A 16,819-nucleotide genomic window follows, 5' to 3' on the forward strand; every position below is an offset into this window, starting at 1 on the left:
GCCACACGCGGCGATGGCCACAAGATCCCAACGGCTCACGTGGGTTTCGTGCCCCCGTTCGCACGCGGCAAGGTGATCGTGAATTCGGTGAACGCGCCGGCTTCGGTCGCGAGGTCGATCCTGCCGCCATGCTGCTTGACGATGATGTCGTGCGTCATCGAGAGGCCGAGGCCGGTGCCTTCGCCCGTCGGCTTGGTCGTGAAGAAGGGGTTGAAGATCTTCTCCCTGATCTCGGCCGGAATGCCTGTTCCGTTGTCACGGATTCGAATTTCGACGGTGTTGCCGGCTCGTCTGGTTGTCGTGCTGAGCACGGGCTCGAACGCCGTGCCGTCGGCGTCCTTCTTGCGGCTGATCGCCGCGTAGAAGCCGTTGGAAAACAGGTTGAGCAGCGCCCGGGTGATGTCCTGCGGGTACACCTCCACCGCGCCAGCGTCGGGATCGAGATCCTGCTCCAGCGTGATGTTGAAGTCGGATCGTTCTGCCCGGGCGCCGTGATAGGCAAGGTTCAGGCTCTCGCTGACCAATGCATTGAGATCCTGCGAACGACGCTCGCCGGAGCCTTCGCGCGAATGCTGCAGCATGTTCTTGACGATGGAATCGGCGCGCTTGCCGTGCTGCACGACCTTGCCGAGGTTGTCTTTCAGAAGCCCGGTCAACTCGTCGACCTGCTCGCGGCCCGGCGCGGTCAGGTTCTCTCCGGCCAGCACATCCCTGAGCTCGTCGGTCAATTCGGTTGAAAGCGCCGAGAAATTATTGACGAAGTTGAGCGGGTTCTTGATCTCGTGCGCGATCCCGGCGGTGAGCTGGCCGAGCGAAGCCAGCTTCTCGGTCTGTACCAGGCGGTCCTGCGCCGTCCGCAGGTCTTCGAGCGACTTCGAAAGCTCCTGCGTGCGCGCCTGCACCTCGTCGAACAGCCGGGCATTCTCGATCGCGATCACGGCCTGGTCCGCGAAGGTCTGGATCAGCCCGACCTCCGATTCCGTGAAGGGCCTCTTTGGCCGGCGCGTGAGGACGAGGGAACCAACCCCGCTGTCCTGGGACATCATGGGCGCGTACAAGACGGTCATGCCGCCGGCCTCCCTGAGGGCTGCCCTCTTGTCCTCCGGTACTTCGGGTTTGTCGGTGAGATCGTGAAGATGAATCGGTTGCCGCATTGCGATTGCTAGACCGGTCTGGCTGCCCTCCAGCGGCATGGTGTCCGTGCCCCAGTCGCCCGCTCCGGGCCCGCGATGCGCGACGCCTCTCAGCCTGTCGCCCTCGACCAGATAGATGGCCGCGTCAAAGGGGTGAAACAGACGGCCGCAAGCTTCGAGGATCGTGTCGAAGACCGGCGCTGCGTGCGCCACCGAACGGCTGATGATCCTTAAGACATCCGCGGTCGCGGTCTGCTGCTGCAAGGCGACTTCGAGATCGCGCGTCTTGGCCTGCACCTCGTCGAACAGCCGGACGTTCTCGATCGCGATCACCGCCTGATCGGCAAAGGTCTTCAGCAATTGCACGTGATCCTCGGCGAACCGGCCGGGCTCGATCCGGGTCGTCGCGATCAGGCCGATCGACACGCCCTTGTTCATCAGCGGAGCGAACAGCATGCTGCGAAAGCCCCTCGCGCGGCCGATATCCCTGATCTGATCCGTGATGGCCTCGATATCGGGAATTTGCGTGACCTCGCCGGACTGAGCCATGAGAAACGGCGCAAAATCCGCGACCGGCATAGGGAAGGTCGACGTCAGGACCTCATCCGCTTCCGGCGTGGTCGGCGTGAACGCTTCGAGATACGCCTGTCCATCGATGAAACGGAACACCGTACTGGAAAAGCCGCCGACCAGGCTCTTGGCCCTGCTGGCAATTGCCTCGAACACCGGCCGTGTATCGGTCGGCGAGCTCGCAATCACGTTCAGAATATCCGACGTCGCGGTCTGACGTTCCAGTGCCTCCCTGGTCTCGGTGAACAGTCTGGCATTCTGGATCGCGATCACGGCCTGGTCGGCGAATGTCGACAGCAGATCGATCTGCTTGTCCTTGAACGGACGTACCTCGGTCCGGCGCAGCAGGATCGCGCCGATGCTCTCGTCGCCGCGCAACAATGGCACCGACAGAACGGTCCGAATGGCGGCTCCGGTGGCCTGCCCCATCGCCCGGGCGTCCGGATATTCGGCGCCCTCTTGGGAGAGCATGTCGTGGACATGCACCGGCTTTCGATCGACGAAGGCGCGGCCGGCCGTCCAGGTGCGGCTGATCGGCCATTTGCCGATCCGCAAGGCGATCGGGCCGGAATGTGCGCTGAAGCGAAGGTTCTCGCCATCCTTCAAGAGGGCGACGGCATCGTCAGACTCGCAAAGCTCGCGGGCGCTTTCTACGATCGCCTCGAGCACCGGGTTGATATCGGTAGGCGACGAGGCGATCACCCTGAGAACATTGCCGCTCCCGGTCTGATAAGCCAGCGCTTCGGTCAGATCGCGCGTCTTGGCCTGCACTTCGTCGAACAGGCGCGCGTTCTCGATCGCGATGACCGCTTGATCGGCAAAGGTCTGAATGAGAGCCAGCTGCTTGTCAGTGTGCCGGAAGCCGAGGATGGGATGCGTCAGGATGATGGTGCCGATGCCCTTGTCGTTGTGGACCAGCGGCACGAAAGTGATGCTTCTGAACCCCCCGGCCAGCGCGATCCGTCGGGTGAACTCCGGAGTATCGGGTGCGCTGACATCGGGAATCTGGATGATGCGGCGTTCGAGCATGGCTTGGGCCGAGGGCGAGCGCTCCGGATCGAACGCGATCGGATATGTGGCCTGTGCAGCCTCGTGGTCGAAGCTTCGGACCAGTTCTGCAACCGCATTCCAGTGCAGCTTGCCGTCCCTCAACGTCGTGATGGTCGCTGCGCATGGCGCGAACAGCCTGGCAGCACTGCCGACGATCGCTTCGAACACCGGTTGTGTATCCGAGGGCGAACTGGCGATCACCTTGAGGATGTCAGACGTCGCTGTCTGCCGCTCCAGCGCCTCCCTAGTCTCGTTGAACAGCCGGGCATTCTCGATCGCGATGGCCGCTTGCGCGGCGAAACTCCGGACGAGTTCGATCTCGCGTTCGGAGAAGGGTCTGACCTCCTGGCGGTAGATGACGATGGCGCCGACCAGTTCGTCGTCCCTGAGGATCGGCACGCCAAGGGTCGACCGCGCGCCCCCGAGTTTAGCCGCGAGGCCCGGGGCGGCTTCTGCCGCGTAATCGGCGGTGTGCTGGACCTGTCGCGTCCTGTGAATGCGATCGATCATGCCTCCTGCCAGCCCCTGAAACGGGCCAGGGCGCCTCATATATTCGCGGAGCGCCTCCGGCGTCCCGACGTCGGCGGCGAAGTGGAACGCGTTGCCGTCAAAGCGAAGCAGCGAACCAAATCGGGCGTCGCAAATGCGGGTCGCCTTTTGTAGCACGGCCTCGAAAACCGGCTGGAGCTCGCCAGGTGAGTCGGAAATGATCTGAAGCACCTCGGCGGTCGCGGTCTGCTGCTGAAGCGATTCCTGCGTTTCATTGAACAACCGGGCATTCTCGATCGCGATCACGGCCTGGTCTGCCAAGGTCTGGAGCAGGAGACGTTCGTCTTCGGCAAACGGCTTCATGTTCACGCGGGCAACCACGAGCGAGCCGATGGCGCGATCTCCTGCCAGCAGCGGGGCGGTGGCGATCGAGTAGCTATAGCCGAACCGGGCTGCGACGGCCCTCAGTCCGTCGGGCACTCCCTCGCCATTCAGGACGTCGTCGTAGCTGACGAGGCGGCGCTCGCGTATCGCCTCGTCGGTTGTGGTCCCCCGCAGCGGCACCGGAAAAAGCCGCCGAACAGCGTCCGCGTTCGGGCCGTCGACTGCGGCGATGTGAAGAAGATCACCGTGAATCCGAAAGATGACGCGGTCCTCCACGTCGAACAGGTGCTGGACGCTCCGCAGGATCTCGTCGAACACCGGTTCGACGTCGGCGACCGAATTGCTGATCACGCTCAGGATGTTCGACAGGGCCTTTTGCTGTGCCAGCGCGTTCTGTGTCTCGTTGAACAGCCGCGTGTTCTCGATGGCGATGAATGCCTGGTCGCGGAAGGATTCGGCGAGGGCGATCTCGGTCTCGCCGAACATGCCGGGCCGCGATCCGGCGAGCCCGAGCACGCCGATACATTCGTCTTCGCGCAGCAGGGGCAGATAGACGGCCGAATGGTAGCCCAATTGTTCCTGGATGCGGCGCTCGAATTCGGGAAGCTCGATCTGCGACCAATCCGGCAGGTGCAGGGTCGCCCGGCTGACAATGGCCCGCGAGGGAAAGTTGGCATTGGGGTCAATCGGCGCATGGCGGGGATTGACGACCGTCACCAGCCCATCGTCACGCCTGCACCTGGCAACGCTCCAGAAATGCTTGCCGTCGCAACGCTGGATGAAGGCCGTCTCGCAGCCAACGAGCCGGACCACGGTCTGAACGATGGCGTCGAACACCGGCTGCACGTCCGTCGGCGATTTGGCAATGAGCTCCAGCACGCGGGATGCCGCGGTCATCTGGGCGCGCAGCTCCGCAACCGATGCCGGTTTGCGCACCGGCTTCATTGCTGCAGTCTTCGCAACCTTGCGACCGCGCTGCTTGCGCGCACCGCTCACCGCCGCCGAACGACGCGCCATACCGATCCCCCGACCCGAGACGGGCATATTATCGCCAAATCACCTTCCGGGAAGGCGATTTTATGGATCGAGCGAGCTGACGTAAGCGGCGAGCGCGATCATGTCGTCCTGCGACAGCTTCTCGACGGTCTGTTTCATCGGGGCGCTCGCGGCTCCCGATCGGCTGCCGTGCTGGAATTCGTAGAGCTGGCGCATGATGTAGGTTGGCGATCTCCCTGCAATCGGAGGAACGGTCTCGACGCCCTTCAAGTCCGGTCCGTGACAGCTACCGCAGGCGACAGTCACTCCCGATCCGCCGGTCTTCACCAGCGCCTCTCCCTTCGCCAGGCTCCCGACCGGGACATAAGCCGTGAACGTCGCGCGTGGGTCGCGAAGCTCGAATTGGTTGACATCGTCGGGCATCTCGACGATGCGCTGGCCGAGCGGTTCAATTCCTCCATCTGGACTCCTGACGTAGAACAGACGCGACGGTCCCGTTTTCGGAATCGTTTCCGTCTCGACGACCTTGATGATTTGCTTGCGCTTCAGCGCGGCGAAATATTCCGCCGCGGCCAGAATGTCCGCGTCCGTCATGCTCCGGACGGAGGCCAGCATGACTTGTGTTGACAACCTCTGAGGGCCGGACATCGTTCTCGCTCCGCTTTTGAAGTCCGCAATCTGCTGGACGAAATATGCAACAGGCAGACCGGCGAGGCTTGCATTCTCGGGGCCGCCGGTGCCCTCGACGCGATGGCATGCTCCGCACGCGCGAATCTCGGGCTTGCGTCCGTTCGCGACAATGTCCGGCATCGCCGGATGGGCCTCTGGATGCCAGTCGAGCGCGGCGAACAGATCCCGCGCCTGTTTCCAACTGAACGCGGCGCTGCTGCCCGGAAGCGTATTGGGCGTGTCGGTGGGCGTGGGTACCTGGACGGTCGGGTCCCACAGGAAGGCCCACGCCGGGAGCCCGTCAGACGCCAGCGCAGGGGACGAACCAGCGCCACCTTGTGTGAAGCCGTCGTTGCTGGCAGCAATTGCGACTATCAGCCAAACCAATGCGCACAACGAAATCCGTTTCAAGAAGATCAAAACTACCTCCTGGACAAACCAACGCGGCCGGCCTGAACCGGCGGGAACATCTAAAAAACGGTGGGCGACCTTCGCGGCGTTGCCGCCGTTATGATGCGTGCTCCAGGCGCGCATCGATCTCATGGCGGAGCAGGCTGAAATCGATCGGCTTGGTCAACAAGCCTGCCGCTCCCAGCTTCGCCGCTGTCTTCTTCGTCTCGTCGTCACCATAGGCGGAGATCATGATCACGGGCACACGCGGCCGCGCTGCCTTCACCTCGGCCAGCATCTCCAGGCCGCTCATGCCGGGCATGTTGATGTCCGACAGGATCAGGATCAGCGACGGATCGGCAATGGCCTTGACTTGCTCGAGAGCCGCCCGCGCCGAGGTCGCAAATTCCATCACGAACCGGCTCGCGCGCAGATCGCGCCGGAAATGTTGGCGAAACATGCTTTCGACGTCCGGCTCGTCATCGACGACGAGAATGAAAGTGCTCACCTTGTCCCCTGGGGATTCGCGGCGCAGCGCCGCCTCGACCTCGGAGTTCTCCGCGCGCGCCATGACATTCAAGGCAGAAGCCTCTCATCGCTCGGCGTTTTGATGCCGGTCGGGCGGTGTTCGCCGAGGCTTGTTCGCTCTGCCGCGGACAAAAAGCACGAGCTTCTTCACGCTTTCGCTGGCGATCTTGAAGAACATCATGAGCCACGTCGCGAGCGCGGCACACCACAGCAAGACATCCACCGTCTCCGGCATGCAATTCCTCCAAATATGACTGTTTCAAATGCGCAAAAGATCACCGAGCAAAACGCCGATCACAAAGACTCATGAAAATCCTCCAGGCGCCAGCAACCTAGCCGTCCCGCGCCTGATGCGTTCGGAAAACTTTGCGCATATTCCGGGACGTCGAAGAAAATCACCGCGATAGGCTGGCCAGGAATCAAGCTGCCGGGCCTCGTCCTCGGCTGGCCGCTCCGCTTTTGCCCGCAATGCGGGCTATGGCCGCGCCTTGTTGAGCTGACGTGCTATCCAGCGGCCGTAGCAGCAAGCGGCCGGGCTGCGCCCTCGGCCTGGCGCTTCGTCCACTCGGGCATCACGGCGAGATTGACCGCATCGTGCAGATACAGACCGAGGGCCAGGCCGCGGTCGTAGCTCACCCAGTGGCGGGGAAGGATCTCGATGCTGCGGCCACCGCGCCCCACGATCCTGACGAGACCCGCCGCTTCCGCGGAGGCCATCAGATTGCGGACGTGGGTTCGGGAAACGCCTAGTCGCTCGGCAACGTCCATATAGGGAATCGCCGCGGCCGGATCGCTCGCGTCCATGGCGGCCTTCAGCAGTGCATTCTGGATCAACGGCCCCGCGGCGTGAGCGAAAAACAGCAACGTGTCGGGCAGCGTCATCATGAGGCGCGCGGCGACTGGATGGAGCGGCAGAGACGCGCGGCAATGGAGAATGTGGTAAAGGGGATCTCGCGACAGTGTCGGGCTGTAGTCGTGATCAGGGTATAAGATGGCGAGCGGGGCGGTATGCGCCGCAAGCCAGTCGGCGTGATGCGCGCGCAGCTTCTCCGTGGTCGCAAGCAACCGCACGCGCCCGTCTTGCGGCGCGCGGCGCCGCTCGATGAATCCGACCTCGCACAGCCGCTCCAGCAGATGATCCACCTGCCGCGCGCTCGCATATCCGAACATGGCCAATTGCCGCTTCAGGGCTGCGACCGTGAACCAGGTCTCGCGCCGCGACGGATCCTGCGCGGCTTCGAGCACCGCCGCATTGTGAAAAACAAAAAAGCGTCCTGCCTGAAGCAGAAGGCGGACCAGAAATTGATCGCCTTCGTAGACCTTGGAAAAGCCCTTGAGATAGGCGTGCCGTGCTTCCGGCAGCCTGGGATGGTTCACGATGTCCTCGAAGCTCAATCGCAGCGGGCGCCCGATGAGGCGCTCGATTTCGTCTCTTTCCAAGGCTTCCCCCAGTCTTTGCCCGTGGGAAGGTATAGGGCTACGCCGATCTGCGCAATGTTTTCCAAACGAGGCACCTGGTGATCGCACCGAATGCCTTGTTACTCCGCTCAATACCTCAGCCTGGCGAAAGCCAGAACGGTGCGTCCCTCGCCCGGCATGATGTATCCGGAGCCGCTCGCGTAGGGAACGTAATAGCGGTGATCGGCGAGATTTTTGCAGGTCACGCCGATGCTCCCGTGATCCGTCTCATAGGCGATCTTGCCGTCGAACGTGACGTAGCTCGGCGTGAAATAGATATTGTCGAGTGCCACGGCCTGCGCGGAGGCCGCGTAAAGGCCGGCCCCGAACGCGACATTCCGCAACCACCCATCCTGGACCTTGTAGTTCACCCAGAGCCGGCCGGAGTCGCGCGGGACGCGTTCGAGCACGGTGCCGGGCGCGTAGAGCTGATCCTGGATGACAATGGCTTTGACGTGCGCGTAGCTTGCAAGGATCGAAAGACCCGCGAGCGGCTGCCAGGTCAGGTCCGCATCGAACCCTTCTGCGCGCTGCTCGCCGACCTGGGTGGCGAGGAAGAGGCTGCCCGGCAGCAGGTTCATGACGTTGCGCCGCGTGTTGGTGAACCATGCCAGCGTGCCGGCAAAGCCGGACGGCAGCGCGAGCTTCAACCCGGCCTCGGTCTGCTCGGCCTCCTCGGGCTTCGGCGCCCCGGCGGCATTGAAGAAGGGGACACCACGGTAACCTTGCGAATAGTCCGCGAAGGCCGATACGCCTTTCACGAGATCGACCACGGCACCGACCCGCGGCAGCGGCTTCCAGGCATTGGTAACGAAATCGTTGCCCGCCACCGTGTCGGTGCCGTGGATATAGACATTGGCGAGACGCACGCCCGCGAGCAGATGCAGCCGCTCGTAGATGTCCGATTGCCACTGCGCCGTCAGCCCGCTGTTGACGTAGAGGTTGTTGGAGTTGAACGCAGGGGTGGTCGGTGGGGTATAGGCGGGAAACACCGGATTGGCGAAATCGACGAGGCCGACGAAGCCGACATCGTCGCGGATCTTGTCGGCGACACGATCGCTGTCCGCCCCGAACAGAACCGTGTTTCTGGTCGGCCCGAGCGCGAATTTGGCAACCGCGTTGGCGTTCGATGCAATCTCGCGCGTATCGATCGGCAAATGGAAGCTGAGAAAGGGAAATGTCGAGCCGAACAGCGGGGTATCGGTGCCGAGGAAATGTCCGAACTGATCGAGGCGCATCTCGCTGACGCGGGTCGTGGCATTGGCTGACCAGACCGCATCGAACTCGTGATCGAGACGCGCGGTCACGCCGTTATAAGTCGTCCAGCTGCGACCGAGGTCGGCCCGGTCGGGAAACAGCGACGGGGGAATCGTGAACAGCGACCGGTCGACCGTGCCTGCGCCGGGCAGCCCGGTGTAGTTCTGGAACGAGCGCGACGAGAAGCTGCCCTGGATGGTGAGGCGCGTGCCGTCATTGTCGTTGAGGAGAAGCGTCGGATTGAACGCGTAGCGGCGGTGCTCGATCACATCGACGACGTCGCCGGATCTTTCGAACTCACCGGTCATGCGGAACAGCGCCGTGCCCGCGCTCGTGATGGGCTGGTTGACGTCGAACCAGGTATTCGCCAGTTGGTAACCGCCCGCCGTAACGCCGATTTCGGCGAACCTGATATCGGTCGGCAGCTTCGAGATCGTGTTGATGATGCCGCCGACAGGGCCGATGCCGCCCTGGTAGAGAATGCCGGCCGGACCTTTCAGCACCTCGATCCGCTCGGTGTTGACGAGCGAGGTGTTGTCGCCGCCGTCGTAATAATTCGGCAGGCCGTCGACATAGCGGTCGGCCGGAAAGCCGCGCACCTTGTAGGCATAGCCGATGAAAGTGTTGGCCGACATCGGTGTCACGGCCGAGATGTTACGCAGCGCATCCATCTGCCCGAGCGGTTGCTGGTCATCGAGCACGGCGCGCGGGATGACCGCAACCGCCTGCGGAATGCGCTCCACCGGTGTGTCGGTCTTCGTTGCCGAAGCCGATGTGAGCGCGCGATATCCGCTCACCGGCCCGGCGGTCGTCTGCGTCGCGGGCGGCCCGCCATTCAGCACGACGCCATCGGGCAGCGCCGGCAAATTGGTGCGTTTCGCCCTGGGTGCAGCTGGCGAAGCCACAATCGCTGGTTTGCTGGACTTGGGTTTCTCGGTGCGTTTACGGTTCGGATACACCGACACTGGCGGCAGCCGCATCGGCGGCGTCACGGTGCGATCGGGTATTCGATCGGCGGGCACGTCTTGCGCCGAGATCGGACTGATCTGTCCGGCCGCGATCAATGTCGCCAAAGCCATCCGCCGCGCCGCACGCAAGAAAATGCGCGCGCCACGCAGATCCAAAACGATCTGACAGCCGCCTGAGCCCGAGACTTTATCCAAAAGGCTGCCCCACCCCTCGTTACCTATGGAAGGTATAAGATTGAGGGGAACCGCGCAAATCGGTTCAGGCTGGTCCCTTCAGGCAGGTCCCTTGTCGTCCCATGCGGTCCTATCGCGCTTCGACCACTTCGCCGTCTTCCTTCACGAACCGGCCGACGGGATTGTCCAGGAGATCGACAACGGCCTCCGAGGGGCGGCACAAACGCGTGCCCTTGGGTGTCACCACGATCGGGCGGTTGATCAAAATCGGATGCGCGAGCATCTGGTCGATCAGCTCGTCATCGGACCATTTGGGATCGGCAAGGCCGAGTTCCTTGTAGGGCGTTCCCTTCTCGCGCAGCAAAGCGCGGGCGGATATTCCCATCGCCGCGATCAGCCGCTTGAGCGTTTCGCGCGACGGCGGCGTCTTCAGATATTCGATGATGACGGGCTCGACGCCGCTCTGCCGGATCATCGCCAGCGTGTTGCGCGAGGTGCCGCAGTCGGGGTTGTGATAGATGGTGACGCTCATTGGTTTGTTTCCGCAATCGGGACCGGGGTGCGTGCATTGGAATGTCCGAGCAGCCAGTTCACCAACAGCATTCCGGCGAACGCTCCGCAGAGCTCCGCGAGGATGAAGCCGGGGAGGTCGGTCGGACGAATGCCGGCGAACGTGTTTGTCAGCGACCGCGCGATGGCGACTGCCGGATTTGCGAATGAGGTGGAGGCGGTGAACCAATAGGCCGCGGTGATGTAGAGGCCGACCAGCCAAGGCACGGCTGTCCGCTGAAAGCGGATCCCGGCCAGGATCGTCACGACCAGGCCGAAAGCCGCGACGGCTTCGGCGAACCATTGCGGGCCGCCGGTTCGAACCTTGGTCGAGAGATCGAGCAGGGGCAATCCGAACATCAGATGCGCCACAAATGTTCCCGCGATGCCGCCGGCGATCTGCGCAATCACGTAGAGCGCGGCCTCATTGACCGGAAGCTCGCGCTTGCCGGTGAAAACGAGCGTCACCGCCGGATTGAAATGCGCGCCGGAGATCGGACCGAGCACCGTGATCAGGACGACCAGAATGGCGCCGGTCGGCAGGGTGTTGCAGAGCAGTGCGAGCGCGACGTCCCTGGTCAGCGTCTCCGCCATGATGCCCGAGCCGACCACGGTGGCAACGAGAATGCCGGTGCCGAGCGCCTCGGCCGCGAGGCGCCGGGAAAGATCGAAAGTATCCATCAGCGGGCTCGCTCCGCTCTCCTTGGCGAACAACAGGATTGCAGGGTTTGAACCACGGGCTCGCAAACTTCAGGGCGTCCACCGCAGCAATCCTGCAGCAGGAAAACCGCAACATCGCGAAATTCTGTGAGGTTGGCGCGGTAGATGATTGACCGGCTCTGCCGCGCGGAGGTCACGAGGCGCGCGCGTGTGAGGATCGACAGATGCGCCGAGAGCGTATTTTGCGGGACTTCCAGCAGACGCGCGAGGTCGCCGGCCGCAAGGCCGTCAGGCTCGTGTTTCACCAGCGTCCGGAACGCCTCCAGGCGTGTCGACTGCGACAGGGCGGCGAGCGCCAGCATAGCGTCTTCAGTTTCCATATATCCAGATGTATGGAATTATTGAGGGCTCGTCAATCCGGAATCCCAAACCCCAATCTGAAATTGTATTTCGAATATTCTAGAAATATCGTTTGACAGCTGGCGCCGAGGTGCGCATCGTACGCGTTATGAAGATCGACGACGCAGCAGCACGCCTCGAAGCCTTGGGCAACCGGACACGGCTCCAGATCTACCGGGCCTTGGTCCGGGCAGGGCACCCCGGCATGCCGGTTGGTCGCTTGCAGGAAAAGCTCAAGGTTCCGGCCTCGACGCTGTCTCATCATATCAAGACGTTGGTCTCGGTTGGCCTGGTCAGTCAGGTCAGGGAATCGACGACGCTTGTTTGTCACGCGAATTTCGATGCCATGCGAGGACTGGTGGATTTCCTGGCATCGGAGTGCTGCATGGACGAAGTCGGTTGCAAGGATACGCAAACGGCGGCCTGATTTTTTTGGTCGCTATTATTCGATGATTCTAGAATGATCGGAGAAGCGAAGTGAACGACAAGACGGTAGCCATCATCGGGGCAGGTCCGGTCGGCCTCGCAGCCGCAGCGCATGTGCTCGAACGCGGCATGTCGCCGATCGTGCTCGAAGCCGGGCCACAAGCCGCGCACGCTGTTCGTCAGTGGCAGCACGTTCAGTTGTTCTCGCCGTGGGAATACAATGTCGACAAGGCGGCGGCGCGCCTGCTTGCGCCGACGGGGTGGAATTCGCCGGACCCTCAATCCTATCCAACCGGAGGCGAGTTGATCGACCAATACCTCGATCCGCTCGCGACACGCACACCGCTCCGCGAGGTAATCCGCACCTCCAGTCGCGTGACGGCGATCAGCCGCGCCGGTTTCGACAAGGCGAAGACAAAGGGGCGGGAGCAGGCGCCGTTCGAAATCCGCTATCAGAACGGCAAGGGCCCCGAAGTGCTGCGCGCCGATGCTGTCATCGACGTCTCGGGCACATGGTTCTCTCCCAATCCCGCCGGCAGCAACGGCTTGCCGGCGATCGGTGAACGCGAGCACGCGGATCGCATTGCCTACGGCATGCCGGATGTGTGTGGCACCCATCACGCCAGACACGCTGGCAAGGCCGTTGCCGTGCTCGGCGCCGGTCATTCCGCAGTCGGCACGCTGATTGATCTCGTGCAACTGGCCGAAGAGGTGCCCGGCACGCAGGCCATCTGGCTGTTGCGCGGGGCCGATCCCGCCAAGGCCTTTGGCGGTGGAAGCAACGACAAGCTTGCCGCGCGCGGCGAGCTCGGCTCTCACTTCGCAGCGCTGGTGGCGGCCGGCAAAATCAGGGTGGAGACCGGATTTGGTGTCACTCACATCTCGGACTCCGGAGGCCGTCTCAAGATTTTGGCCGGTGCCTGCTGCGGAGCGCGAAGCGTGGTGGCGGATGAGCTGGTCGTCTCCACTGGTTTCCGTCCCGATTTGTCGTTTCTGTCTGAGCTGCGGCTTCGGCTGGACCCGGCGATTGAGGCGCCCGCCGCGCTCGCGCCGCTGATCGATCCCAACGAGCACAGCTGCGGGACCGTCCGCCCCCATGGCGCTCGCGAACTCGCGCATGACGAGCCCGGCTTTTATCTCGCCGGCATGAAATCCTACGGCCGCGCGCCGACTTTCCTGATGATGACCGGCTACGAGCAGGTGCGCTCGGTCGTCGCCGACATCGCGGGTGACAAGAAAGCTGCGGCGCGGGTGGAGCTTGTGCTGCCTGAAACCGGCGTCTGCACACGCGGCGGCGTCGAGTCGGGAGCCGCAGCAGGATGCTGCGGCGGTCCGGCGAAGGACGAGGCATCGGCCTGCTGCGCCGCCGACGAAACCGCGAAGAAGGCAGGCAGCGCGGGGTGCGGTTGCTCGTGATGCTGGTGCCTTCGGGCCCATTCGCGGTCGTCGTTGCGCTCGGCAGTGCGCAGACCATTGCGTGGGCGTCGAGCTACTATCTCCCGGCGATCCTGGCTGCGCCGATTGCGCGGGATCTTGGTCTCGCGCCGACCTACGTGTTCGGCGCGCTGTCGGCCGCGCTCGTTATCTCCGGACTGCTCGGCCCGCGTGTCGGCCATGTCATCGATACGTTCGGAGGACGCAGGCTGCTTGCCGTCTCCAACCTCGTCTTTGTTGCGGGCCTGCTCCTCCTGTCCGTAGCGCACGGCGTGGCGCTGCTGATTGCAGCCTGGGTGTTGCTCGGGATTGGCATGGGCATGGGCCTTTATGAGGCGGCCTTCGCAACCCTTGCCCGCATCTATGGCGCCAATGCGCGGAGAACCATCACCGGCATCACCCTGATCGCAGGTTTCGCCAGCACAGTCGGTTGGCCGCTCACGACCTGGCTCGCGTCGGAATACGGCTGGCGCGTCGCCTGCCAGGTCTGGGCGGTAATCCATATCAGCGTCGCCTTGCCATTCAATTTGTCGCTGCCGCGCGCCGTCCCATTGGATCAGCAGCCTCGGCCGAGCACGGGCGCGCACCAGCAATCCGGACGCCAGGATGAAACCTTCGCGATGGTGCTGCTGGCCTACATGTTTGCTGCGGTCGGCTTCGTCAGCTCCGGCATCTCGGCCATTCTGCCGACGATGCTGGTTGCGTTCGGGGCGACGCCGGCGCAGGCCTTGTTCGCGGGAACTTTGGTTGGTCCCGCGCAGGTCGGCGCCCGGCTTCTGGAGGCGGGCTGGCTCGGCCGGTTTCATCCCCTGCTCTCGGCGAGACTGGCGACGCTGATGAACCCGATCGGTGTCGTCGCGCTGGTCGCGGGCGGTCCGTTCCTCGCGTCTACTTTTACGGTGCTCTATGGCGCGGGCAACGGCATCATCACCATTGCCCGCGGTACGCTCCCATTGGCGATCTTCGGGCCGGTGGGGTTTGGCAAGCGTGTCGGCATGATCTCGCTGCCCGGAAGGGCAACAGGTGCATTTGCGCCGCTCGTATTGGGATTGATGGTCGAGCATTTCGGCAGTAACGCGCTGTGGATCAGCGCGTTGGCGTCGATCTCGGCGTTCTTCGCGCTGCTATTGTTGCGCGCGGATCAGAAGCCATAAAGAGACGTCTGATGGGGGGAGAGCATTCGTAGCTTGAGCGGGTGGTCGCTGATTGCGGTCATGTGCATCGGACAGGTGGCGAAGAGTACCATGCATGTCTTGCAGGACATGCGCGTCGGTGGCGTCGTCGCCATGGTATGGTGAAGCTGTAACTCTCGTAATTCTAAAGTCAGTCACGGCTCAGCGCCACCACGGGGTCGAGGAAAGCCGCGCGGCGGGCGGGGAAGAAGCCGAAGGCGATTCCGATCCCGGTCGAGGTCAGGAACGCCGCGCCGATCGAGAACGGCGAATAGCTGACGCCAAATCCCGGAACCGCGATGTTGACCGCAGTGCCGAGCAGCACCGCGATGAGAATGCCGGCGATACCGCCGATCGATGAGATCAGCGTCGCCTCGACCAGGAATTGCTGGAGGATGTCGCTGCGCCTGGCGCCGACCGCCATGCGGACGCCGATCTCGCCGATCCGCTCCGACACCGACACCAGCATGATGTTCATCACGCCGATGCCGCCGACGATCAGCGAGATCACCGCGATCGCGGCCACCAGGAAGGCGAGCGTCTGCGTCGTGCTGGTGATGGTGCGGCGGATGTCATCGGTGTTGAGGATGACGAAATCCTTGGTGTTGTGACGCTGCGTCAGCAGCGTGGTGACCGCGTCCTGCGCCAGATTGGTCGAGACCTCGTCGCTGATCCGGAGCAGAACGCTGCGCAGCGCGCGGTCGCCGGTGAATTGCGCCTGCACGGTGGTGTAGGGGAGGTAGACCGACAGGTTCTGGTTCGAGCCGAACCCGCCCTGCTGCTGCGCGATGACGCCGACGATGCGGCAGGGCACCGTGCCGAGCCAGATGATGCGGCCGATCCCGGCGGTCTGGTCGTCGGCGAAAAAGGTCTTGCGGGTGTTCTCGTCGATGACGACCTGCCGCTCGATGTTGCGGACGGCGTCGCTGTCGAACAGGCGGCCTTTCGCGAGCTTGGCGCCCTTGACCTGGAAATAGCTCTCGCCGACGCCGTTCACCAGCACGTTGGACTCGTTGCCGCGGTAGCGCACCGTCGTGCTGGTCGACACCGTCGGGGTGACGCCGGCAATGAAACTCTGCCGGTCCAGCGCGCGGGCATCGGCGAGCACCAGCGTCTTGATCTTGCCGGCGCGCGCATCGCCGAAATCCTTGCCTGGAAACACCTCGATCGTGTTGGTGCCGAGGCTCGAGATGTCGGACAGCACCTTGCGCTGCGATGCGTTGCCAAGGGCTACGACCGACGACACCGCCGCGATGCCGATGATGATGCCGAGCATGGTGAGAAACGCGCGCAACCGATGCGCGGCCATCGCCACCAGCGCCATGCGCGATGCCTCGCGCAGACGTCCCAACGCGTTTGCCCAGCCTGCACCGCTGCCCTGCGCGGTCCGGATCATGGCCGGAGGCGGCTGCGGGGAAGCCACGGTCTCCGTGCGGCGGTCGGAGACGATCTTGCCGTCACTGAGCTCGATGATGCGCTCGGCACGCGCGGCGACGTCGGCATCGTGAGTGACGATGATGATCGTCCGCCCTTCGCTGCGCAGCTCTTTGAGGATCTTCAGGACTTCCTCGCCGCTGCGCCGGTCGAGCGCGCCGGTAGGCTCGTCGGCCAGGAACACCTCGGCGCCGTTGATCAAGGCGCGCGCGATCGAGACGCGCTGCTGCTGGCCGCCCGAGAGCTGGTTCGGGCGATGGCCGCCTCTGTCGCCGACGCCGAGCCGCGCGAGCAGCTGCTCCGCGCGCGTGCGCCGCTCCCGCGCATTCATGCCGGCATAGACGGCGGGGATCTCGACATTCGCGGCGGCGGAGAGATCCCCAAGCAGATGGTAGCGCTGGAAGATGAAGCCGAAATGCTCGCGGCGCAGCGCCGCCAGTTCGTCGGCGTCGAGTTCGGCGACGTTCTTGCCGGCGACGCGATAGGTTCCGGATGTCGGCCGGTCGAGGCAGCCGAGGATGTTGAGCAGCGTCGATTTGCCGGATCCGGACGAGCCGATGATCGCGACCATCTCGCCGGGCGCGATGCTCAGCGACAGATCGTCGAGCGCAACGACCCTGGTGTCGCCGGCTGTGAACTTGCGGCGGACCTTGTCCAGCGCGATGATCGGATCGGCCAT

14 protein-coding genes are annotated in these 16,819 nt (G+C 63.6%); 4 read left to right on the forward strand and 10 right to left on the reverse strand.

Annotation, left to right across the window (positions count from 1 at the left end; all coding sequences use genetic code 11):
* Positions 1-35: 35 nt before the first annotated feature.
* From M2427_RS17270 to M2427_RS17295, 6 genes are all read right to left on the reverse strand, one after another.
* Positions 36-4,643 carry a GAF domain-containing protein gene (locus tag M2427_RS17270; RefSeq protein ID WP_280707655.1) on the reverse strand — a complete coding sequence of 1,536 codons (4,608 nt, stop codon included), beginning with the start codon at positions 4,641-4,643 and terminating at the stop codon, positions 36-38.
* A gap of 60 nt (positions 4,644-4,703) precedes the next feature.
* Positions 4,704-5,825 carry a c-type cytochrome gene (locus M2427_RS17275; RefSeq protein ID WP_280707656.1) on the reverse strand — a complete coding sequence of 374 codons (1,122 nt, stop codon included), beginning with the start codon at positions 5,823-5,825 and terminating at the stop codon, positions 4,704-4,706.
* Positions 5,800-6,189 carry a response regulator gene (locus M2427_RS17280; RefSeq protein WP_280707778.1) on the reverse strand — a complete coding sequence of 130 codons (390 nt, stop codon included), beginning with the start codon at positions 6,187-6,189 and terminating at the stop codon, positions 5,800-5,802. Before M2427_RS17280 ends, M2427_RS17275 begins: the two co-directional genes overlap by 26 nt.
* An 84-nt stretch (positions 6,190-6,273) precedes the next feature.
* Positions 6,274-6,444: a hypothetical protein gene (locus M2427_RS17285; RefSeq protein ID WP_280707657.1), complete on the reverse strand. Its 171-nt coding sequence runs from the start codon at positions 6,442-6,444 to the stop codon at positions 6,274-6,276.
* Between the two features lie 269 nt (positions 6,445-6,713).
* Entirely contained in the window at positions 6,714-7,649 is a 936-nt protein-coding gene (locus M2427_RS17290; RefSeq protein ID WP_280707658.1) for a MarR family winged helix-turn-helix transcriptional regulator, read from the reverse strand.
* 107 nt (positions 7,650-7,756) lie between these two features.
* Entirely contained in the window at positions 7,757-9,667 is a 1,911-nt protein-coding gene (locus tag M2427_RS17295) for a TonB-dependent siderophore receptor (protein ID WP_280707659.1), read from the reverse strand.
* On the opposite strand from M2427_RS17295, the gene M2427_RS17300 reads away from it, so the two are divergent.
* A complete protein-coding gene (locus tag M2427_RS17300) occupies positions 9,636-10,058 on the forward strand; it encodes a hypothetical protein (protein ID WP_280707660.1) in 423 nt (140 codons plus the stop codon). The two genes, M2427_RS17295 and M2427_RS17300, sit on opposite strands and share 32 nt — an antisense overlap.
* A gap of 138 nt (positions 10,059-10,196) precedes the next feature.
* Here the strand turns inward: M2427_RS17300 and arsC are convergent, their stop codons facing one another.
* From arsC to M2427_RS17315, 3 genes are read right to left on the reverse strand one after another with little or no spacing between them, the layout of a single operon-like run.
* Complete coding sequence (gene arsC / locus M2427_RS17305; RefSeq protein ID WP_280707661.1) at positions 10,197-10,598, reverse strand: arsenate reductase (glutaredoxin); 402 nt, start codon at positions 10,596-10,598, stop codon at positions 10,197-10,199.
* Positions 10,595-11,296 (reverse strand): MIP/aquaporin family protein, encoded by a 702-nt coding sequence (locus tag M2427_RS17310; protein ID WP_280707662.1) that lies wholly within the window; start codon positions 11,294-11,296, stop codon positions 10,595-10,597. Before M2427_RS17310 ends, arsC begins: the two co-directional genes overlap by 4 nt.
* Positions 11,296-11,655, reverse strand: a complete 360-nt coding sequence (locus M2427_RS17315; RefSeq protein WP_280707663.1) for a metalloregulator ArsR/SmtB family transcription factor — start codon at positions 11,653-11,655, stop codon at positions 11,296-11,298. The genes M2427_RS17310 and M2427_RS17315 overlap by 1 nt, the downstream gene beginning before the upstream one ends.
* A gap of 128 nt (positions 11,656-11,783) precedes the next feature.
* Between M2427_RS17315 and M2427_RS17320 the strand changes: the two genes are divergently transcribed.
* The 3 genes from M2427_RS17320 to M2427_RS17330 are packed head-to-tail and all read left to right on the forward strand — an operon-like array spanning position 11,784 to position 14,688.
* Positions 11,784-12,101, forward strand: coding sequence for a metalloregulator ArsR/SmtB family transcription factor (locus tag M2427_RS17320; RefSeq protein WP_280707664.1), 318 nt, complete (start codon positions 11,784-11,786; stop codon positions 12,099-12,101).
* A 50-nt stretch (positions 12,102-12,151) separates the two neighbouring features.
* Positions 12,152-13,516, forward strand: a complete 1,365-nt coding sequence (locus M2427_RS17325; protein WP_280707665.1) for an NAD(P)-binding domain-containing protein — start codon at positions 12,152-12,154, stop codon at positions 13,514-13,516.
* Positions 13,501-14,688 (forward strand): MFS transporter, encoded by a 1,188-nt coding sequence (locus M2427_RS17330; protein WP_280707666.1) that lies wholly within the window; start codon positions 13,501-13,503, stop codon positions 14,686-14,688. Before M2427_RS17325 ends, M2427_RS17330 begins: the two co-directional genes overlap by 16 nt.
* A gap of 169 nt (positions 14,689-14,857) precedes the next feature.
* On the opposite strand, the gene M2427_RS17335 is transcribed toward M2427_RS17330, so the two are convergent.
* Positions 14,858-16,819 (reverse strand): MacB family efflux pump subunit, encoded by a 1,962-nt coding sequence (locus tag M2427_RS17335; RefSeq protein WP_280707668.1) that lies wholly within the window; start codon positions 16,817-16,819, stop codon positions 14,858-14,860.

It is taken from the genome of Bradyrhizobium sp. BR13661, from assembly GCF_029892425.1.
Classification (GTDB): Bacteria; Pseudomonadota; Alphaproteobacteria; order Rhizobiales; family Xanthobacteraceae; genus Bradyrhizobium.